Origin of the sequence: Paenibacillus sp. DRB1-1, assembly GCF_052119485.1 — a bacterium.
GTDB classification, from domain to species: domain Bacteria; phylum Bacillota; class Bacilli; order Paenibacillales; family Paenibacillaceae; genus Paenibacillus; species Paenibacillus polymyxa_B.
Genome location: NZ_JBODQH010000001.1, coordinates 815,254 through 836,185 on the forward strand (window position 1 = coordinate 815,254; position 20,932 = coordinate 836,185).

The 20,932-nt window shown below is 45.6% G+C and carries 20 protein-coding genes; 10 read left to right on the plus strand and 10 right to left on the minus strand.

From position 1 onward, the window contains the following. Window positions 1–11 precede the first annotated feature (11 nt). Complete coding sequence (locus tag ACQW03_RS03710) at window positions 12–962, minus strand: aminopeptidase (RefSeq protein WP_441948308.1); 951 nt, start codon at window positions 960–962, stop codon at window positions 12–14. A gap of 26 nt (window positions 963–988) precedes the next feature. Next, window positions 989–1,684 (minus strand): AroM family protein, encoded by a 696-nt coding sequence (locus tag ACQW03_RS03715; RefSeq protein ID WP_071640081.1) that lies wholly within the window; start codon window positions 1,682–1,684, stop codon window positions 989–991. Window positions 1,685–2,005: 321 nt separating this feature from the next. Here ACQW03_RS03715 and ACQW03_RS03720 point away from each other — a divergent pair, with 321 nt between their 5' ends. The 7 genes from ACQW03_RS03720 to ACQW03_RS03750 all read left to right on the plus strand — a co-directional run bounded on the left by ACQW03_RS03720 (window position 2,006) and on the right by ACQW03_RS03750 (window position 8,606). Further along, window positions 2,006–2,707 (plus strand): response regulator transcription factor, encoded by a 702-nt coding sequence (locus ACQW03_RS03720; RefSeq protein ID WP_076293736.1) that lies wholly within the window; start codon window positions 2,006–2,008, stop codon window positions 2,705–2,707. After that, the gene (locus ACQW03_RS03725) at window positions 2,704–4,065 is read left to right on the plus strand and encodes a sensor histidine kinase (RefSeq protein ID WP_220030992.1); all 1,362 of its coding nucleotides are present in this window, start codon (window positions 2,704–2,706) and stop codon (window positions 4,063–4,065) included. The genes ACQW03_RS03720 and ACQW03_RS03725 overlap by 4 nt, the downstream gene beginning before the upstream one ends. Before the next feature lie 22 nt (window positions 4,066–4,087). After that, entirely contained in the window at window positions 4,088–4,681 is a 594-nt protein-coding gene (locus ACQW03_RS03730; protein ID WP_071640078.1) for a PepSY domain-containing protein, read from the plus strand. A 119-nt stretch (window positions 4,682–4,800) separates the two neighbouring features. Next, window positions 4,801–5,352 (plus strand): PepSY domain-containing protein, encoded by a 552-nt coding sequence (locus ACQW03_RS03735; protein ID WP_441948311.1) that lies wholly within the window; start codon window positions 4,801–4,803, stop codon window positions 5,350–5,352. 206 nt (window positions 5,353–5,558) lie between these two features. After that, complete coding sequence (locus tag ACQW03_RS03740) at window positions 5,559–6,569, plus strand: phosphotransferase (RefSeq protein WP_441948313.1); 1,011 nt, start codon at window positions 5,559–5,561, stop codon at window positions 6,567–6,569. A gap of 18 nt (window positions 6,570–6,587) precedes the next feature. Then, complete coding sequence (locus ACQW03_RS03745) at window positions 6,588–7,484, plus strand: aminoglycoside phosphotransferase family protein (RefSeq protein WP_220030990.1); 897 nt, start codon at window positions 6,588–6,590, stop codon at window positions 7,482–7,484. 243 nt (window positions 7,485–7,727) lie between these two features. After that, window positions 7,728–8,606, plus strand: coding sequence for an arylamine N-acetyltransferase family protein (locus tag ACQW03_RS03750; RefSeq protein ID WP_441948316.1), 879 nt, complete (start codon window positions 7,728–7,730; stop codon window positions 8,604–8,606). 37 nt (window positions 8,607–8,643) lie between these two features. Here ACQW03_RS03750 and ACQW03_RS03755 read toward each other — a convergent pair whose 3' ends face one another. Together ACQW03_RS03755 and ACQW03_RS03760 are read right to left on the minus strand one after the other, a co-directional pair. Beyond that, window positions 8,644–9,645, minus strand: a complete 1,002-nt coding sequence (locus ACQW03_RS03755; protein WP_441948318.1) for a protoglobin domain-containing protein — start codon at window positions 9,643–9,645, stop codon at window positions 8,644–8,646. Between the two features lie 294 nt (window positions 9,646–9,939). Next, complete coding sequence (locus tag ACQW03_RS03760) at window positions 9,940–11,835, minus strand: PrkA family serine protein kinase (RefSeq protein ID WP_023987811.1); 1,896 nt, start codon at window positions 11,833–11,835, stop codon at window positions 9,940–9,942. A 283-nt stretch (window positions 11,836–12,118) separates the two neighbouring features. On the opposite strand from ACQW03_RS03760, the gene ACQW03_RS03765 reads away from it, so the two are divergent. Beyond that, the gene (locus ACQW03_RS03765) at window positions 12,119–12,952 is read left to right on the plus strand and encodes a DUF2161 domain-containing phosphodiesterase (protein ID WP_104495125.1); all 834 of its coding nucleotides are present in this window, start codon (window positions 12,119–12,121) and stop codon (window positions 12,950–12,952) included. Between the two features lie 19 nt (window positions 12,953–12,971). Here the strand turns inward: ACQW03_RS03765 and ACQW03_RS03770 are convergent, their stop codons facing one another. After that, complete coding sequence (locus tag ACQW03_RS03770; protein WP_029516518.1) at window positions 12,972–14,225, minus strand: aminotransferase-like domain-containing protein; 1,254 nt, start codon at window positions 14,223–14,225, stop codon at window positions 12,972–12,974. A gap of 50 nt (window positions 14,226–14,275) precedes the next feature. Further along, window positions 14,276–14,932: a response regulator transcription factor gene (locus tag ACQW03_RS03775; protein WP_023987808.1), complete on the minus strand. Its 657-nt coding sequence runs from the start codon at window positions 14,930–14,932 to the stop codon at window positions 14,276–14,278. A gap of 275 nt (window positions 14,933–15,207) precedes the next feature. Between ACQW03_RS03775 and ACQW03_RS03780 the strand changes: the two genes are divergently transcribed. Continuing rightward, window positions 15,208–15,615, plus strand: coding sequence for a hypothetical protein (locus ACQW03_RS03780; RefSeq protein ID WP_441948321.1), 408 nt, complete (start codon window positions 15,208–15,210; stop codon window positions 15,613–15,615). Beyond that, on the plus strand, window positions 15,612–16,679 hold the full coding sequence (locus ACQW03_RS03785; protein WP_076293743.1) for a phosphodiester glycosidase family protein: 1,068 nt from the start codon (window positions 15,612–15,614) through the stop codon (window positions 16,677–16,679). The genes ACQW03_RS03780 and ACQW03_RS03785 overlap by 4 nt, the downstream gene beginning before the upstream one ends. Before the next feature lie 98 nt (window positions 16,680–16,777). Here the strand turns inward: ACQW03_RS03785 and ACQW03_RS03790 are convergent, their stop codons facing one another. The 4 genes from ACQW03_RS03790 to glnA all read right to left on the minus strand — a co-directional run bounded on the left by ACQW03_RS03790 (window position 16,778) and on the right by glnA (window position 20,888). Then, window positions 16,778–17,026: an AbrB/MazE/SpoVT family DNA-binding domain-containing protein gene (locus tag ACQW03_RS03790; RefSeq protein ID WP_013309439.1), complete on the minus strand. Its 249-nt coding sequence runs from the start codon at window positions 17,024–17,026 to the stop codon at window positions 16,778–16,780. Between the two features lie 376 nt (window positions 17,027–17,402). Then, window positions 17,403–17,867: a tRNA (uridine(34)/cytosine(34)/5-carboxymethylaminomethyluridine(34)-2'-O)-methyltransferase TrmL gene (gene trmL, locus ACQW03_RS03795; RefSeq protein ID WP_071640070.1), complete on the minus strand. Its 465-nt coding sequence runs from the start codon at window positions 17,865–17,867 to the stop codon at window positions 17,403–17,405. Between the two features lie 239 nt (window positions 17,868–18,106). After that, window positions 18,107–19,198: a 3-phosphoserine/phosphohydroxythreonine transaminase gene (gene serC / locus ACQW03_RS03800; protein ID WP_441948323.1), complete on the minus strand. Its 1,092-nt coding sequence runs from the start codon at window positions 19,196–19,198 to the stop codon at window positions 18,107–18,109. Between the two features lie 265 nt (window positions 19,199–19,463). Further along, window positions 19,464–20,888: a type I glutamate--ammonia ligase gene (gene glnA, locus ACQW03_RS03805; protein ID WP_071640069.1), complete on the minus strand. Its 1,425-nt coding sequence runs from the start codon at window positions 20,886–20,888 to the stop codon at window positions 19,464–19,466. Between the last annotated feature and the right edge of the window lie 44 nt (window positions 20,889–20,932).

Sequence of the window (20,932 nt, forward strand, 5' to 3'; positions counted from 1 at the left end):
ACTTCCTCCCTTTATCGCTCTAGCAACTGACCAGCCTTCATAATCAGACGATCGTCCAGATATACATCCGGTTTTTGTACGACTCCGTCAATATGTACACCCGCAGCGACAGTTCCCCCGAAGGTATTATTGCTGCCAAAAGCGACATGAATCGTGCCATATACTTTCTCGTCCTCTAACACAACACCTGTAATGCGGGCTTTATCATTCGTTCCAATACCAAATTCGGCCAGCATTCTACCATCGCCTTCGCCGAGCATATCCAACAGGGACTGTCCGGCTTCCCCTTCTGCGGCGATTAATCTGCCATTTTGCACCGTCAGCAGCAGCGGGTCTTTTAAGGCGCCGATTCCCGCCACAGAACCATCCACCACAATCTGACCTTGTGCCGTTCCTTCCAGCGGAGCAATATACGCTTCACCGGAAGGCAGGTTGCCCGATTCGCCGGGATTCAAATACATACCTGTGCTGGGAACGCCGTTGCGCCCTTCTATGGTAAAGTTCAGACTATATCCTTCCTTTTCAATCCGTACCTGCTTGGCAGCAGTCAGCAATGCGGTCACCTCTTCGGTCAGCGCCTTGACCTTCGGATAATCAGCAGCAATTGCTCCATTCATGAACATATCGTCTGTCATGCCGGGCATGGTTGCTAGGCGTGCTCCAGCAGCTGCGGCTTGCTTACGGGCACTTGTATGTGTCAGTGAATACCGGGTGACACATACAACAACGTTGGAGCGAAGCATGGCTTCAGCAACAGGGGTCGGAGGCTCCTCGCCCGATTTGGAGCGAACCTTCATCGTCAAAATAGCTGCTTCTGCCCCCAGTGCCTTGCCAGCTTCATATATGGACTCGCCCAATTCTTTTTTATCATCGTCGGTTACGACCAGAAGCGTCTCCCCAGCGGTAAGTCCCAAGCATTTTTGCAATACATTTTTACTGATTTCAATACGTTGTTGACTCATAGTTCTTACCTCCAATTTTTAGCTCCTTACACCATTTCCGATACCAGTTTGCCAATCAAGGCATTGGACAATACAACGGGAACCCCTGAGTAATGCGCCGCTAGCTCTCTATGCGTTTCCGTATAGCCCATGCAATCCAGTACGATCAGATCGGCTTGATTCTTGAACTGTCCTGCTGCTCGGCGAAATTCTTCCTCACTGCCACTGTAAGGCGAGGCCGCCGCAAACTTTGGATTCAATCCATAAGGGCTGAATTTAAGCTTGAGGTTGTTCTTCTGTTCTTCGAGCGGTCCAATGAGACCCAACCTTCTTCCGCTGGACATGGCCTTTAGTACAGGAGGAAGCACATGATCTGGCTCAATTAGAAAAGCGCTTCGGGTATGCAATCCAGGAAACACACCGGTACAGAGTAACAAAATAGTACGTATGCCCTGCTCCTCCAAACGTGTGATTTTGTCCTGGAGCAGTGGCTGGATTTTTTCGCGTGAAATGACCACCGACTCCCCGGTCGTCAAGCGGGAGGTTAATACATATTCTCCTGGTGACGGTGATAGATGCTGTTGTATATAGTCCAATGAGAGCCCATCCAGCGCACCGGCCTGTACCAGCTCTGCCCGTCCTTCCAAGGCCTTTTCTACGATAGGGGCCACATCTGACCGGGGGGCTTGCCCAATCGTAATCATCCCAAGCTTATGCATTTTGAATCCCTGCTTTCGCTTCATTTTACGCTCCTGGCGACAAAGGGCAAGCCCGCGGTCTGCCCTTATTTCGGTTCTGGTGAATAGTTTTAACTTATGTTACTGCAACTTTCCTAACATAAACAATGTTCGTCCTGACCAAAACAAAGGCTTGTTTGTTGTGCATAAAGGATAAAAAAACAAAATCATAGCGCTATTATTACATTTTATCCCTTTATAATGTCAAGAAATATAACACAGTATAAACATCTCTTCCCTCACTGCCCTGCGCTTTGGAGTGTCTTACCTCTCCGTATATGCTAAAATACTTCCGTATCGGCTATTCGCCTACAGGAGGGCATGATCATGAAACAATCTATTTTGATCGTAGAAGACGAAGAAAAGATTGCTCGGCTTCTAGAGATCGAACTTCAATTTGAAGGCTATCAAGTATGTAAAGAAAAAAACGGAATTGATGGGCTGGAGACGTATTGCAAAGGCAATTGGGATCTAGTGTTGCTGGATATTATGATTCCCGGTCTCAATGGCATTGAGCTACTTCGGAGGATTCGTAAGCATGATACGAACGTTCCTGTCATTTTGCTGACGGCTAAAAGTTCCATTGCAGATAAGGTCGAGGGACTCGATTTGGGAGCCAATGATTATGTTACCAAACCGTTTGTGATCGAAGAGCTGCTTGCACGTGTACGGGCTGCACTCAGAGTGGGTGCAACGATAGACATGGCTCCACAAGTGGTAGATAAGTGGCTTAGTGCCGGGGATTTACGTCTCCATGAAGGTACTCGTGAAGTTCTTCGAGGAGAGCACAACATTGAGCTTACACCGCGAGAGTTTGACTTGCTCGTTCATTTACTCAGACACCAGCGGCAGGTACTTAGCCGTGAACAATTACTGGAGAATGTATGGGGCATAGATTATATGGGCGATACCAATGTGGTCGATGTGTATATTCGCTACGTGCGCAATAAAATCGACCCTACGCGCCAGCTCCCTGAGCTGATCCATACTGTACGCGGAATTGGTTATGTACTGAAGGAATCTTTATGAAGCTACAAAACAAAATCCATACGTACACCTCGTTATTATTCGCGGTCTTACTTGTAGTCATTAATTTTTCGATCTATTTCCTATTCAGCCAACTTTCGATAGACAGTCGAAAAGACCAGGTAGAGGCCGCAGCAGAGAACATGATTCGTGGCATTCAACGCGCTTCGGTATCCGTAGCCGCAGAGGACCTTCTCCGAGCCTATGTACCGCTGGATGGCATGCTTCGGCTGATGAGGCCGGAAGGCGAATTTCTTCCCCCTATCACCTCTTCTTCCGAGCAGTCTCTCAGCTTGATGAAGGGCGTTTTTGATGAAACACGGCAGGTTCGCATGATTACCTATGAAAGCAACCGTTACATTCTTGTATCGGTCCCCATGATTTGGACCAATGGTGAGGTTGTCAATCTCCAAGTGACCGAAAGCCTGCAACCAACGATGCAGACGCTACAGGTACTCAGAATCGTACTTGTTGCTGTCACTGGAATTGCGCTCATTCCTGTCGTGGTATCGGGAAAACTGCTCGGCAGACTGATCACACGTCCAATCACATCTATGATTAGCACGATGAAAGAAATTCAGCGCAGCGGGAAATTTAAACGTCTTCCGCTCAATTCATCATCACGCGACGAACTGGTCGAAATGGGTGAAACATTTAATGACATGATTGAGCTGCTGGAGCGGAATTTCGTCAGGCAAGAACAATTTGTATCTAATGCGTCCCACGAATTGAAGACACCTCTCACCATTATTGAAAGTTATGCCAGCCTGCTCAAACGGCGGGGGTTGCAGCATCCCAACATTTTCGCCGAATCCGTTGAAGCGATCCATTCCGAGGCGATTCGAATGAAGGACATGGCAGAGCAGCTTCTTCTGTTGGCCAGAAACGAAGAACAATGGAATGTCGTGCTGAAGCCTGTACGCCTGACCAGAATAGCGATAGAATTAAAAGCTACATTTGAAAATGCGTTCGCCCGACAAATTCAACTGGATGTACAGGCAGACTGCATTGGCTATACCGATGAAAATAAGCTGAAGCAGCTCCTATTTATCTTTTTGGATAATGCACGCAAATACAGTGACGAGCCGATACACCTGATGATTGATACGGTGGGCGGTACAGCTCAACCCTGCATAAGAATCACAGATCAAGGAATTGGAATCCCGGAAGAAAAGTTATCTAAAGTATTCGACCGCTTCTATCGTGTGGATGAAGCCAGAAGCCGCGAGAAAGGTGGGGCTGGACTAGGCTTATCATTGGCTACAGGAATTGCACAAGCTATACATGCTCAAATCGGGCTAGAAAGTGTAGAGGGGAGCGGAACAACTGCAACGATCATCCTCCCTACCGTTCCAAAATAATAAGCCAAAGGAGGGAATAACGATGAAAGCCATCTATGTGTGGATGATTGGGGGTACGTTGGCGGCTGTATTGATTACAATTTGTCTTTTACAGTGGCCTTGGGCACGGTCGTTAGCAGCTTCTCCATTGGAAGAAAAAGCCGTCATCCAATCCGTTTTGCATCAGTATCCCGGCGAGGTGCTCGAATCCCAACGCTTGGGTGATTTTTATCTGATCAGGCTGGAACGCGCCAAAGGGAAGTACGATATAAAAGCCAATGCCTATGACGGTGTCATCGACTCCATTAAGCGGACACAGGCTTATACAGATGCGAAGCAGGAGCCCCAAGATCATAAGCCCGGTACCTCACCAACCAGAGACACATCGAATCCAGCTAATAAACCTGACCCGGTTTCTCTCGTTATTACAGAGAAAGAAGCAGCCAGGCTTGCTGCCAAAGCAGTTAACGGAACATCCGATGATATTGAGCTTCATCGCAACGACAAAGGCCTCTACTATCTGGTTGAGGTTGAGGTAAAAGATGGGCGTGAAGCAGTAGTGCAGGTCAATGCAGTATCGGGCTCTATCGACTCTATAACTTGGGAAAAAGAAAAACAGGAGCACAACGAATCATGACGACTTGATGATCAACTCAGCTCATGTTTTCTCATGGTTTTCTCATGATTCTATTATGTTCCTCTCATGTTCAAGAGATAAGCTGTATTCATGCTTATAGCACAAGGAGGAATTATGTAATGAAAAAAAACTATACATTAGGAATTATGGCAGCCACGGTTCTGCTTGGAGTTACGGTTACGGGTGTCTCAGCGAATGCCGTATGGGCCGCTAAACCTACGGGCCTTATTGGAGCGACCGCAGCTGCCAACATTGCCAAGAAGGCTGTGGGGAATAATGCACAAGTTGAAGATGTCGAACTGGAGCGCAAGAACGGAAAAGTCTACTATGAGGTGGATCTCCAGCAAGGGGATAAAGATTGGGATATAGATGTTGATGCTTATACTGGGAAAACCATTCGTTCCCATTCTGAGCTTGATCATGACTCGAATGACGAGTCCTCTCTTAACAAGCCAAATCACATCACCCTGACTGAAAAGCAGGCTGGACAAATTGCGCTTAAGCACGTGCCCGGGAGTACCCTTTTGTCTTCTAAATTGGATAAGGAAGATGGACAGTTCATCTACGAGGTAAAGGTACTCACCAACGAAGGAACCGTTGAGTTTGAAATCCATGCATCATCTGGCGCAATCGTGGATACAGACGAAGATGATGATGACAACGAATATTAATCACCCAGGTCATAATCAGGGTAACTAAATACAGAGCTAATTAAAACGGAGCAGCGAACTTTCGCTGCTCCGTTTTTTTGACCAATGTGACACAGGAAAAGAACGAAAATGGCTCCATAAAACTGCACCTATTATTTCTTCACGAATAGACTGATAACTAACAGAGGATTACCTTTTTCTTCAATCCAAAGTCAAGTGAGGTTCTTATGGCGAAATCCTATACTAAAGCACAGATTCGCAAAATTACCCGTCGTTTCGGCCTGATCCCGTTAAAATCAAGCTTAGTCTCCTCATTATACCGAAAAAATGCAGTGATCCAGGTGAAGACGAAAAAGGGAACTTATGCATTAAAGCCCTTTAGTCGTACAAAGATGGTCCGTTCAAATACGATTCAACAGATGGAACGAGCTGCGAGTCATATCAGGCTTTTGAAAAAGAGAAAGTATACCTACATGCCCGCATGGCTCCCCACTCATTCCGGCAAGTTATGGACTCTATATCAAGGGACTCCATTTTATGTAAGTCAGTGGATCAAAGGACGGGGACTGGAGACCGCTGAAGATTTCGAAAAACTGGGGCGGGCACTTGCCACACTTCACGCCACCTCCACCGGCTTGCATCGGATGGATAAAGGAAAGTCCCCTCCGACCATTCAACAATTGCGGATATGGAAAAACCAGGATCGTCTTTTTCAAAGAAAAATGATAAAAAACAGTCGCCATGATAAAACGTACCGCAACTGGTACAATGCTCACGGCGAAGACTGCAAACGTTTATCCATGCGAGCATGGAAGGATTTACAGGATGCATCCATCATAAGGCTGCTTCGGATGGAACATCGGCATCCCTCCTTGATACACAGTGATATCACTACCCCAAATGTCATTATTTCGGATGACGGTCATCTCAAAATCATTGATTGGGATCGGGCTAAGATCGGCTCAATCTATGCTGATTTGGCAAAGGCCCTTATGAATACGACTCAATTCAATCCTGAATTTGTGCAATCCTTGCTGAAGGGATACCAGAAGCGCAAACCACTAAGCCGTACTGAACGGAAGATTGTTACAGCTTTATATAAACTACCACGAGAAGCCTGGCATGCTTCCCGACACCCGAATCGTTCAAGAGATCGCGAAATCCTGGACAATTGGGATCAGTCGTGGCCTCTTCGATTACAAATCATCCATATTTTGCAGGAGTGGGCTCATGTATAAAAGAAAGTGAGGATCAAAATGTCGATTTTATCGAACGTTGAGCAGATGTACGGAATCAAAATTCAGCGTACCCGTCAAATGAAGGACATTCACAAGATTGAGACCGCTAATACGACTTATTGCTTAAAACCCTACAAATTCCCGGAAGAAGAGATCCGTTTTATTACACGTGTCTTGTCCTACTTGGATGAGCGCGGGTTTACACGCAGCCAAAAGGTCTATCCAACAGTACAACAAACGGCTTACATGACCTATGAAGGTGTTTCGTATACATTAACCAATTGGGTTCATGGACTCAGACCAGAATTTACAAAAAGAATAGACTTCAAAAAGGGAATTGCTACTTTAGCCAAATTCCATTCCAGTGCCGTGGGCTTTCCTGTCACCGAAGCTCCGCCATCCAGAATTCGTTATGAAGGCTTGAGCGATGAAATAGCTGGATACAAAAAACGCCTCATCCCATACAGAGGCACAGCACATCTTGTAGCTCTTTGTGAAGAAGTGTCCCATCGCCTACAGCAGCCCAAAGTTAGAGAAGCCATTGCTCAAGAGCAAAAAGCCGCCGCATTTATACACGGTGACTATAATTATCCCAATCTGATTAAAGACAAACAGCTCAAAATCCATTTGATCGACTTTGAAAATTGCTCCCTACATGTAAGGATGAAAGATCTCTCCCATCTTCTTCATCGGAATTGTCTTTGGAATGGGACAAAGATGCTGCGCGCGATAGATTACTATCAACGAAATCGTCCATTGAGCACCCATGATTTGCATCTGCTTCACGCACTATTGATCTCTCCCTATCATGTGGTCCGCAATATCAGAATAGGCGGCTTCCGTTCTGCCAAGCGAGTCATTCCGTCGTTCGTGCATTTGAACAAATACCGACGTGAACTTAGATCATTATTATAATCTGTCAGCTTGGAACTAAACAAAAAAACAGACCCGATGAAAAGGTCTGTTTTTTTGTGTTCTGACACCAACTACAGGAAAAGCGCATGCAGCTAAAGCCAATCGAATTGCTGACTGTACCGGTACAACCAAAATTTTATAGCATTGTAAACAGCACTCCCCCCTTCTACAATGATGCTAAGACTCAATGTTCAATGGTTTCGAGAAGAGAATTTGGGAAACTAACAATAGAGGTGATTGTACATGTACACCATGACAAAAGAAGAAATAAAAGCTTATTTAAACAGAATCGGAATTCCCGAAATTCAGTCTCCTACCCTTTCCTATCTAGTTGAGCTGCATAAGGCTCATGTAAAACATCTTTCATGGCAAACATTGGACATTTTTGCAAGGAAGCCGGCAGCCATTGGTTTTCAAGAATCCGTTCAACTCATTCTACATGGGAGAAGTGGTTATTGTTTTCATCTGAATGGTGCCTTTAGTGCACTACTATATTCTCTAGGGTACAAAGTTTCTCTGCATCGTGCCGGGGTACAACCTCTGGGAGCTGAACCACGCATTAATTCATTTCATCTTGGACTAACAGTGAACTTGCTAAATGAGCAGCAAGAAGATGAAGTATGGATTGTTGATGTCGGGCTGGGCGATATGCCATATGAGCCTCTTCCACTCCGTATGGGGACTTATGAACAAGCCCCTCTTCATTATAAAGTTATGGAATCTGGGGTTGTTACAAAAGGTTGGCGCTTAGAGCATGACTCGCTTGCTTCATTTGTTGGCGTTGATTTTGCTCCTGCGGTTATTCAGGATTTGGAAGAATTTATGCCGAAACATCATTTTTATAGCCGCTCAGCGGAATCTCCATGGTTTAACCTGTTTCGGATTCGGCAAAGGCAAGCATTAGAGGCGAATGAACTCAGAGGATGTATTTGGAAAAAACGCGGGCTAAACGGTTTGGAAAAAATAGAGCTGGATAAGAAGTCGCAGTGGCTGGAAGTGTTGGCAGATGTATTTGGCGAGCCGCTCGTTAACTACAGTCGCCAGGAACGGGACGAGTTATGGAAAAGAGTACTTGCAGCTCATATAGAATGGAAAAAGTCTATAACTGAAGCGTTACAATAGGAAGCCTCCAACGTAAGGATACTCTTCAAGCCACATCTTACACCTGCAGCATTTCCAATTCCTTCACCATGTTTTCGATCAGCTTTGTGAACGAAGCCAATTCCTCTGAGCTGGAAGCCTGTTGCCGGGCACTGGCTGTTGTGGCAGCTGTTTCGGATTGTACACTGTCAAGCATACGGGCAATATCCAGCACCTTGCGCTGAATTTGCTCCTGTGCTTGCTTCGAATTAGATGCAAGCTTTCGCACCTCCTGTGCCACAATTTGAAACCCGCGCCCTGCTTCCTGCGCATGGGCAGCCTCAATCGCCGCATTCAGTCCCAGCAGATGAGTCTGATCAGACAGTTCCCGGATCGTACCGCTCATCTGCTCAATATGCTTAATCTCGTCACTCAAATGCTGTACCAATTCCTCTGTATGTTCCTGCGAAGAAGCAGTGTTGCAGGCACTCTCCGCGATATTATCCGTATTTTCCCTAAGCTCAGCAATCATCCCGGTCAAATTTTGCGCAATTCGGGACACAACGGTCAGCACCTGCGTTTGTTCGTCGGCCAGCTCGTTGATTTGTTCCTTTTCCTTTTCCTGATAAGCTTCCAATACAAGCTGGGAATCCAGGTTGAACATTTTGGAAAGAGCATGCACAATAAAAAACCAGTCCTCTATCCCCGAACGCTTTAAAATGTCCACTGCAATATCAAGATAAGCAATGTACGTGCCCAAATAATAATCGGAAGACAATCCGATTCGGGAATGTACCTGCCCCACAAAAAGACGGTGTTCGATAAACGGATCATCTATTTTTCCATCTGCGAGAGAAAGCCAGTATTCACGTTGTGTTTGTTTTAGTCGTTCAATATTCGACCATTTGGAAATAATCGACATGAGATGCGGAACCTTTTCTACATGCTCATAAAACCGATCGACCACCTCATTCACAATAGATTGGAATAGTCCCTGATAATGATGTAATAAAGCCAAATCATCATCAGTAATACCAATATATTGTATCTGTTTTAATCTACTCTCCGCGACATGAATCATAAGTTCCTCCAAATAATAGTTTACATAGATTTTACATTACCATATTTATCGGCAACTTTTTAGAAAATGTTAAAAAAGCAGAAGATTGATTATGATTTTTTTTCATAGCAATTTCAGAAAATATATAATCACAACTGGCCTGATGATACAAAAAAAGAATCCGACAGCACCTGAAATTCCCTGTGCTTGCCGAATTCCCTCTACGAAACACGTTGATCGGATACCTCACAACCGTGTAGCACCATCCAGATCAACCCATGGTTTCACCATACTGTACTTGTTTATTATTTCGTCTTACCGATTCAGGAGGCTACCTACATACCTCAACAGATCGTTAGCGCTGGCTCCTGTGTAGCCATGCTCCTCAATCAGTCGCTTAATTACTTCATTCATCCGTTTGAGCTGATTAGCGTCAGGCGTTTTGGTCGAAGTCGTAATCTTCACAATATCCTTCAAATCGGCGAACAGCTTCTTCTCAATGGCTTCTCGCAGCCGATCATGATGATGATACTCAAACTTCCGTCCCTTGCGAGAATACGCGGAAATACGGATTAATATTTCTTCACGGAACGCTTTTTTCGCATTTTCCGATACCCCGATTTGCTCCTCAATAGAGCGCATGAGCCGCTCATCCGGGTCGAGTTCCTCATCTGTGAGTGGATCGCGAATTTTCGCCCAATTGCAAAAAGCTTCGATGTTATCCAAGTAGTTGTCAAACAGCGTCTTGGCTGATTCCTCGAAAGAGTACACAAAGGCCTTCTGCACTTCTTTTTTTGCCAATTCGTCATATTCCTTACGAGCCACGGAAATGAAATTCAGATAGCGTTCTCGCTCTTCCTTTGTGATGGAGGCATGCTGATCCAGACCATCCTTAATTGCTCGTAAAATGTCCAGGGCATTGATGGATTCCACATTTTGCTTAATCAATGCACTAGAAATACGATTAATGACGTACCGCGGGTCTACCCCGGACATACCTTCCTCCAGAAACTCACTTTGCATTTCTTTCAGATCGGCTTCCTTGTATCCTTCGACCTCTTCACCGTCATACATGCGCATCTTTTTGACCAGATCCATCCCCTGTTTCTTCGTCTCCTTCAAGCGCGTAAGCACGGAGAAAATGGCAGCCGTTCGCAGCGCATGAGGCGCAATGTGGATATGTTTCATATCACTTTGTTCAATGAGCTTGGCGTAAATCTTTTCTTCCTCAGATACTTTCAGGTTATAAGGAATCGGCATTACAATCATCCGTGATTGCAACGCCTCGTTCTTTTTGTTTGCAATAAAGCTTTTATACTCGGATTCATTGGTGTGAGCCACGATCAGTTCATCTGCACTGATGAGCGCAAACCGCCCAGCCTTGAAGTTTCCCTCTTGGGTCAGAGAAAGCAAATTCCACAAAAACTTCTCATCGCATTTCAGCATTTCCTGAAACTCCATCAGTCCACGATTCGCTTTGTTCAATTCTCCGTCAAACCGATATGCACGCGGGTCGGATTCCGAACCATACTCCGTAATCGTGGAAAAGTCGATGCTGCCCGTCAAATCAGCAATATCCTGTGACTTCGGATCAGAAGGACTGAACGTACCAATACCAATCCGGTTTTCTTCCGATATAAATACCCGCTCCACGCGGACCTTTTCAATATCGCCATCAAATTCCGTGCGCAATCTCATCTGGCAGGATGGGCAGAGATTACCTTCAATCCGTACACCCAGCTCCTTTTCAAAATCGGGACGCAACTCATGGGGAATCAGATGAAGCGGGTCCTCGTGCATGGGGCAGCCTTCAATCGCATATACAGCTCCCTGATCCGTTCTCGAAAATTTCTCCAGACCACGTTTTAGCAACGTGACCAATGTCGATTTCCCCCCACTGACGGGTCCCATCAAAAGAAGGATACGCTTGCGCACATCGAGCCGCCTGGCTGAGGAATGGAAATATTCCTCCACCAACTTTTCCAGCGCTCGATCCAGTCCAAAGATCTCCTGCTCAAAAAATTTGTATCGCTTATGCCCCCCAACCTCTTCTACACCAAAAGATTCAATCATCTTGTAAACCCGTGCATGAGCTGTCATCGCCGGCGTCGGGTCTTTCTTGAGTATCTCAATATACTCTCTAAAAGTGCCGCTCCAGGCCAGACGGTTGTTTTCCGCCCGGTACTCCGCAACGCGTTCAAAAATATTCATGCTCGGTTCCTCCCATGACTGCGTAATGACTATCCTCCACTCCTGATGATTATGGCTACACTCGTCACGCCTTTCAGGATATGATGCAATCCCCTTAAAAAAAGTGTAATACATACCTATGCAGATTGATTTAAGAATTGACCTATTTTTTATGACAGGTCTCTCTGCTTTTTCGAAAAAAACAAGGGATACACTGTGCTAAAATATACAACAACGACGCGGACCTGACGCATTATGGTACAATATAAGCTCGGAATAATGGGATAAAGGAGCGGAAGAAGTCATGGCGGTTCGGCATGAGACGGAGCTGTACGCTCCGGTGAAAGCCTTTTTTGAGAACTTGGGATATGAAGTCAAAGGAGAGGTGCGCAACTGCGATTTGGTGGGTATCAAGCCAGGGCAGCAGACACCACTGATTGTGGAGATCAAAAAGACGTTTAACCTGGCGCTTGTGCTGCAAGGCATGCAGCGTTTAAAACTAAGCAGCAATGTATATGTAGCTGTGGAACGGAATCGCGCCAAAAAAGGGGCAGTGAATCAGCGCTGGAACGAGCTGGTCGGACTGTGCCGCCAGTTAGGACTTGGCTTGCTCACTGTCACCCATTTTAAAACTAAGCCGCCGCTCGTTGAGGTACTGTGTAAGCCTGCGGCGCCTAGCGACAATGTCCACAATGCAGCAAAGGTACGCCCCGGCTCACGCAAGGAAAAGCTGCTGCGGGAATTTCACGCACGCAGCGGTGACCACAATATCGGCGGCAGCACCCGACGCAAGCTGGTCACTGCCTATCGGGAAAAAGCGCTGCGCGTAGCCGTAGCCTTGCAGAGCTTAGGGGAAGCCGCTCCGGCGCAGCTCGCCCGCATAGCAGCCGTCAGCACAGCTGCTGCCGTACTTCAGCACAACTACTACGGCTGGTTTGAGCGCGTATCCCGCGGCCGCTATCATCTGACTCCGTTTGGCGAAGCTGCCCTGAACGAGTATGCGGCAGTGCTGCAAGAGCATGGCATTAAAACGGCCACTGGTATGGACGCAGAGCTTGACGAGGACAGTGGACAGCGCCAGATTGCGGAAGCGCCAATCACTTACTCCACCGTTGCTGCGGAAGCGGAGGATGACTAACATGGGGCTATGGTTTTTGCTAGCTCCGCGCAGTAAATTCACTGATCGTCTCACCGATCAGATTCATGCCCATAAGCAATTGCTCACGGCCCGGATGGCTAAAATTGAGTCGGATATGGGACGCGCCTTCACTGCCAACCGCACATAGCGCACCTGGCATAAAGGCTACGCCTTTGGGTAACGCCGCCTTTAGCAGCAATGCGCTGTCCAGCCCATCGGGCAACTGCACCCATACATACATGCCACCGGACGGAATATGATATGTCACGTCTTTCCAAAACGGGCGCTTGAGCAGCTCCAAGATTAATTGAAGTCGAGTCGAATATTCCTTGTTCAACATCGCCAAGTGCTCGTGCCATTGAAAACGCGAGCTGGTCAGCAATTGGAACAGCAGCCGTTGGTTCATCGTACTGGATTGCATATCAGCCAACTGTTTTAAGGCGTACATTCCTTCAATCAGCGGCGCAGGACCAGCAGCCCAACCCGTTCTCAGCGCAGGAGCAACTGTTTTATTGAACGAACCGATATAGAGTACTTGACCTCCCTGGCCCGCATGATCCAGCGCAAATAGTGAGGGGTAAGTCTCTGCAAATTTTCGACTCTGACCATGCGGACTCTTGTCATGGGACTCATTTTTTTGCTTCAAATGCAATTCACCATAAGAATCATCCTCAACTACTAGCACCTCATGATGCCTGCACAGATCCAAAATTTCCTGCCGCCTTGCCGCGCTCCACAAGGAGCCCGTCGGGTTTGTAAACGTTGGCGTGGCAAAAAAAAGCTTGGGTCGATAACGGATCATTAAAGCTTCAAGCTTATCAGGAATGACACCTTCCCCATCCGATTCTACAGGAACGATCTGCGCACCCTGCATAGATAGTACTTGTAAACATCCAGGAGATGTAGGGTTTTCAACCAATACCGGATCACGCTCATCCACCATCAGCCTTATGATCAGATCAATGGCCTGCTGACTGCCTGTCGTGAGAAGGATTTGACCTGGTGGTACTCTTACTCCTTTACGCTGTTCCCACTCTCCCGCAAGCCATGCCCGCAAAGGGAAATAGCCCTCCGGTTCACCATACTGGAGGGCGTCAGGGCCGGAGCCAAACACATCATGGGCCGCTTCTTCCAGCAACTTCACCGGAAACAGCTCTTGTGCAGGTAGTTCTTCAGCCAGAGATATAAAGGAGTGTCTTCTCGCATTTTCCCGGATATGACGCACTGGAGAAGCCAACATCGCAGCCGTTCGTGAAGCAAAGGAATATTGCATGAACATCCTCCTTCTCCTGAAAAATAGGTCATGATCTCCGGGCTGACGCGTCAGGCATATAGCTGCTTCATCTGACGCGCATATAAGGCGTAACGTTCAATCGCCTGCGCCCGGCTGGACACGCCTAATTTCGCATAAATTTTACGTAGATAATTATCAATGGAGCGCCGGCTAACTTCGATCTCGATAGCAATTTTGTCATATGTAATACCTTGTACAATACGTTCCATAATAAACACTTCGGTTTGTGTCAATTCGTCAAAAGGCTCGGATGCCATTAACGGCATAAAGGGCCAGTTTCCACACCGAATCCAGTCCATTGGTAAAGAAGCAAATCCTTCGCGTAAACCGTTGATCAGATGGATTAACTGGCTCGGTGATGCCTGCTTGGATAGCATTCCATTTGCTCCAAGCGAAATTAGCTGCTGAAACAACGTAATATTATCCTCATCCGTCATAATAACAATATGGCTGTCCGGAGACAAGGCCCGCATTTGTGTTAAAAATGGTTCCGCCGTTCCCTCAGGCAACCTGTAGTCCATTAAAATGATTTCCGGTCGAATGGAGCAAGCCAGCTCCAAGCCTTCCGTTCCGGAGGAAGACATCCCTCTGACAAGCAAATCCTGCTGGTCTTCCAAAATAAGCTTTGTTCCCAGCATACTTGTAGGATGGATATCTATGATGACCACCTGCCATACTTTTCTCATATCTAAACCTCCTGATTTCACAAAAAAATACATAGTTAGTAGCAAAAATAATTTTAAAATTGGGGATTGCATATGTAGAAATTGCGCGAATGTGAACGTATAGGAAGTGAAAAACGTTTAAGGAAATTGTATCCTAGGACTTCCTTCCGATGCAATCTCTTTTTCCAATATTTTTATACGACTATTTCGCTTTTGCGAAATAAATAGGCCCATGATAGAATTGGAACTGCAAATAAAGACTGGAAATTTGACTTTACACGGGAGTTGAAAATCGTATGCAAGCTTCACCTGAACGTCCTCCTACCGAAGCTCGGAGGAGCAATTCAAGAAAGGGGTTACCCGTAAAGGCTTTTCTGCTATTTTGGTTCATTCTTATTATACTAGGTGCTCTCGCAACCTATCTGTATAGCAATCACTTGAAGCAGCAAATGCTAAACGAGATGCAAACCCATACAGACCAACAGATTCAAGCACTCAAATTTGACTATGAAAAGCAACTGACTGCTCTTTCCAAGGAAGTTAGCGGATTGCAGGGAAAAGTCCAGTCCTTCAATGAACTACTGACCTTTACGAAGGATAATGCAAACAATAAGACCGATAACAGCAATAAACTGTATACCCAATTAAACGAAGTCAAGCAGCAACTCAATACGCTTCAGAAAAAAATGGACTTGCTAAAATGAATGTAGACGCAAAACAAGTGAACCGGTTCTTTATGTTGGCCCTTGCTCCTTTTATCGGTTTGTTGGGGTGTATTTTGTTAGTGCAACCCTCATTGAGCTTTCCTGGGTCTACTTCTTCGAGTCTACAAAAAGCTGAAGTCACTCTACAAACGCAATCAGTAGGCAAGCAGCTTGATGAAGCCAAGCAAACGGCAACATACACCTTGTCTACGATTCGCCGGACTTCTGAGCTATACAAGCAAACGACCCAAACGATGAATCAGCTTGTCGTGACTGCCTCTACGCAGTCCAAGCGGCCCGCGGTCATCTATGATCGACGCATCACCGCCAAACTGGGGGTTCCCTATGAGCGGGTAGATAGCAACCGGATTACCATTGAATTGTTTAAGGTAAACCCGGGAATTTATCATGGCTACGCTATGAAGGTTAAACTTAAAGATCCTACTGCTATGAAAATGTCTTTGGGAAGTGACAAATTGGGTGGCTCCGAAACCACCATGCGTGCAGTCTTGAGACACGGAGCTATTGCAGGCATCAATGCAGGCGGCTTTGCGGATGGAGACGGCAAACGCTATCCATTAAGCACTACTGTCTTGAACGGCCACTACCTTACTGGCTTTCAGTCCAGTTTTAAGGATTTGTCCTTCGTCGGACTGAGTAACGATGGCAAGCTTATCGGTGGCAAATTTTACAGTCAAAGTGCTCTCGACAGCTTAAAGCCTGCCTTTGGGGCTACCTTCGTTCCCGTCCTGCTACAAAGGGGACAAAAAATGCCTATTCCTGACAAATGGAAAGTCTCCCCCAAGCGGGCCCCACGTACGGTCATTGGCAACTATAAAGATGATCAGTTGCTCATTATTGTCGTAGACGGCTACAATGAAAGCGGGGGTTCGGGCGCGACGCTCGAAGAACTGCAAGGGAAAATGTACAATCTAGGTGTTCAAGATGCCTATAATTTGGACGGAGGCGGTTCTTCTTCGCTTATACTAAACGGTCGAGTTGTAAACAAACCGTCAGATGGTAATTTGCGTCCAGTCCCTACTCATTTTTTGTTCTATAAATAGCTACCTGTAGTCTACTACTAAATTAAATATGCTACCCGACGTACGGCTCTATCCGAAAAAAAGCATCACGAACGAATGTCGTGATGCTTTTGCCTCATTTAGGAGGAATACTGTGTCATTTCTGTCAGGCATTGAGCACAAATATAACGGTCTTTGAAATCGTTCACTTGTTCTACTGACCCGCAGAATACACATTTTGGACGGTAACGCTCCAAAATAATGTGGTCACCCTGAACCAAAATTTCGACAGGATCTCCCTCATTCATTTGGTATCTTTTACGCAGTGACTTAGGCAAAACTATTCTCCCCAGCTGATCAACTTTACGTACCACACCGGCAGGTTTCATCGTGATCGTACACCTCTCCTATTGAGTAATAACTTACAAATTTCTTACCATGCGAAAAACTAGGTACAAAGACACTATTCTTTATGTAGTATTCGCTGTCTTTTTGTCGAATCCTGCTGTTCACAGGAAATTTTATTACATTTTTTCATAAAATCATGAACCATATCAAAGTATGGTACAGAATGTCTATAATATTTTTATCGACCGGAAAGCCAATTCTCATTAGCCCTCGCTGAGAAATTTCGCAAATTTTCGACCATACAACCTTTATTTAAGCTCCACTGTCATGTATCTTTGAGCAATAAAAGTGAAACTTTTATTAGCAACTAAGGTCCTGGTTCTTTATTCGCATTTATACTTGTTCACTCGATGCTCTTTATGATAAATCCGGAAAATCCATTTGTCTCAGCGCTTCATATACAATAATCGCAGCGGAATTCGACAAGTTTAGAGATCTTACTTTATCAGACATAGGCATCTTGATACATGTATCTGGATTAGCAGCTAGCAGCTCTGGAGGCAAACCTTTCGTTTCTTTACCAAATACCAAGAAGTCTCCATCCTGAAATGCAATATCACTATATCGCTGATTCGCTTTGGTCGTCGCATAAAAAAAGCGGCCTTCCTGATATTTCTCCTGCACTTCAGCAAAAGAATCGTGATATTCAATGTGGACAGCATACCAATAATCAAGTCCAGCCCGTTTTAACGTGGCATCGTCGGTACGGAAGCCCAGCGGCTTTACCAGATGCAGATGAGTTCCGGTTGCAGCACACGTTCTGGCAATATTTCCTGTGTTAGCCGGGATTTCCGGCTCGACAAGCACAATATGTAATGGCATCACGTTTCGTTCCCTTCATCATTAAATTCATCAGACAAATAACCTACAGTTTAACCAAAGTGTATACATTAAAAACATACACATTCTTTTATTTTAACAAAATCAGACAGATATGAACATCAAACGACAAAAATTTCAACCCACACCACTAAAAGCCTTCCCCTATACACATTCAGGGAAGGCTCTACATTTACTTTTTCGATTTTAAATATCGTGTATCGAAATATATGTCCGCGTAATTAACTGTTACGTTGCTTGAATCCGTCCATAAACTCGGCTAATGCTTGACAGTTCTCCAGTGGAACAGCATTGTAGATCGAGGCGCGAAGCCCTCCTACACTGCGATGTCCCTTCAGTCCGATAAATCCGGCCTGTTCGGATTCCTTAATAAATTGTTTTTCCAGATCCTCATTCGCGAGGCGGAAGGTTACATTCATGATAGAGCGATCAGCGCTGTCCACACAACCACGATAGAAGCCTTCGCTACTGTCAATACGGTCGTATAGCAAAGCAGCTTTCTGCTGGTTCACACGCTCAATGCCTTCCAAACCGCCTTCTTCCTGAATCCATTTCAGCACTTCATTCACCATGTATATGGCAAAGGATGGGGGAGTATTGTAGAGAGAGTTATTTTTTTCATATGTGCTATAACGCAACATCGTAGGAATATTGTCCGGTGAGGAAGTCAGCAACTCTTCACGGGCAATCACGACCGTCACACCAGAAGGTCCCAGATTTTTTTGTGCGCCAGCATAAATCAATCCAAATTGAGTAACATCAAAAGGCTTGCAAAAAATATCGCTGGACATGTCCACAATCAATGGTACGGAACCCGTATCCGGGAATTGCTTAAATTGTGTACCTTCAATCGTTTCGTTGGACGTCATATGCACATAAGCAGTATTCTCAGGCAAGTCCAAGGAATCCACATTCGGAAGACGCATGTACTTCTCATCAGCGGAGGATGCGGCAATATGAGCCTTGCCCAGTAGCTTGGCTTCTTTATATGCCTTGTCCGACCAGCTACCTGTCATTACATAGCTCGCAGTCTGTCCTTCGTGCAAGAAATTTAAAGGTAGCATTGCAAACTGCGTACTTGCGCCCCCTTGTAGGAATAACACCTTGTAGCCTTGTGGATTGCCCAGCAGAGATAACAGACGTTCCTGCGCCTCATTATGAACAGATTCATACACAGCTCCACGGTGAGACATTTCCATGATCGACATCCCTGTTCCCTGGAAATCTACGAATTCAGCTTGTACACGTTCCAGTACTTTGAGCGGCAATGCCGCTGGTCCTGCATTAAAATTGTAGGCTCTCTTACTCAACAAATTCCCATCCCTTCTCTACTCTGGTGTGGATATTATCGCTATGATAGCAGTATTCATAAATGCGTTCAAGACTTGTATAAAAATGTTTTCAATTTCATTTATGATGTGACAAAACTGTGAATGTTAACATATTTAACATCTTTATTTTGTAATTTTCGCTTTAATATTAAAAGGCCCCCGGCATAAAACCGGAGACCTATCTTGAATAACAACTGTTACCCGTAAGCTAATGCTTGTTATTCAAAGCAGCTATGCTATCGATTTATTAGCAGTCAAAATACAGGCTATATTCGTGCGGATGAACACGGATGTTCACCGATTTAGCTTCAGAGCGTTTGAACTCTACATAGTTATCAATAAAGTCCTTCGTAAATACGCCGCCTTCTGTCAAGAATTCGTAGTCAGCTTCCAGAGCGTCCAGAGCCTCATCCAATGAACCAGGTACGCTACGGATTTTACCTTTTTCAGCGTCAGACAGCTCGTAGATGTTGGTGTCAAGTGGACCATAACCCAATTCGATTGGGTTCAATTTGCGCTTGATACCATCCAGACCCGCCATCAGCATCGCTGAGAAGGCAAGGTAAGGGTTAGCAGTGGAGTCTGGTGTACGGAACTCGATCCGACAGCCTTTTGGAGTAACAGCCGCTACTGGAATACGTACAGCCGCAGAACGGTTACCTTTGGAGAATACCAGGTTAACTGGTGCTTCGTAGCCAGGAACGAGACGTTTGAACGAGTTTGTGCTTGGATTTGTCAAAGCGATCAATGCAGGTGCATGGTACAGAATACCGCCAATATAATGAAGGGCCATTTCGCTCAGATTAGCATAAGCACCTTTTTCGTAGAACAAAGGAGTGTCGCCATCGAAAATGGATTGGTGAACGTGCATACCACTTCCGTTGTCTCCGAAAATTGGTTTCGGCATGAATGTTGCTACTTTACCATATTGACGAGCTGTGTTGTGTACAATGTATTTATAAACGAGCAGGTTATCTGCTGTTTTCTTGAGTGTGTCAAAACGGAAGTTGATTTCCGCTTGGCCTGCCGTAGCTACCTCATGGTGATGGCGCTCAATTCTCAGACCTGCTTCTTCAAGCAAACGGCACATTTCACTACGGATATCTTGTTGGGTGTCTACTGGCGCTACAGGTACATATCCGCCCTTCACTCCCACTTTAAAGCCCAGGTTGCCGCCTTCTTCCTTACGGTTCGTGTTCCAAGCTGCTTCCTCGGAATCTACGAAGAAGGAGGAGCTATTCATGCCGCTTTCGTAGCGAACATCATCAAAGATGAAAAACTCGGACTCAGGTGCAAAAAATGCTGCTGTGCCCACTCCTGCGGATTGCAGAAATTCCTCAGCTTTTTTTGCAATGCCGCGAGGATCGCGGTCGTATTTTTCGCCATCTGGCGTAGCAATGTCACACAGAATATTCAGTGTAGGATGCTGAGTGAAAGGGTCGATAAAAACCGCTTCTGGATCGGGCAGCATAACCATGTCGGATTCCTCGATGCCACGATAGCCGGGAATGGAAGAACCGTCGAAAGCAACACCGTTAACAAATGTTTCTGCATCTACTTCGGAAGCTGGCAATGAAATATGGTGAGCACGACCAGACAAATCTACAAAACGAAAATCTACCCACTCAATATTATTTTCCTGAATTGTTTTCAATACGTTTTCAACGGACATGTCTTCTTCCTCCCAATTTTTCCGAACATTAAGTCTTATACAAC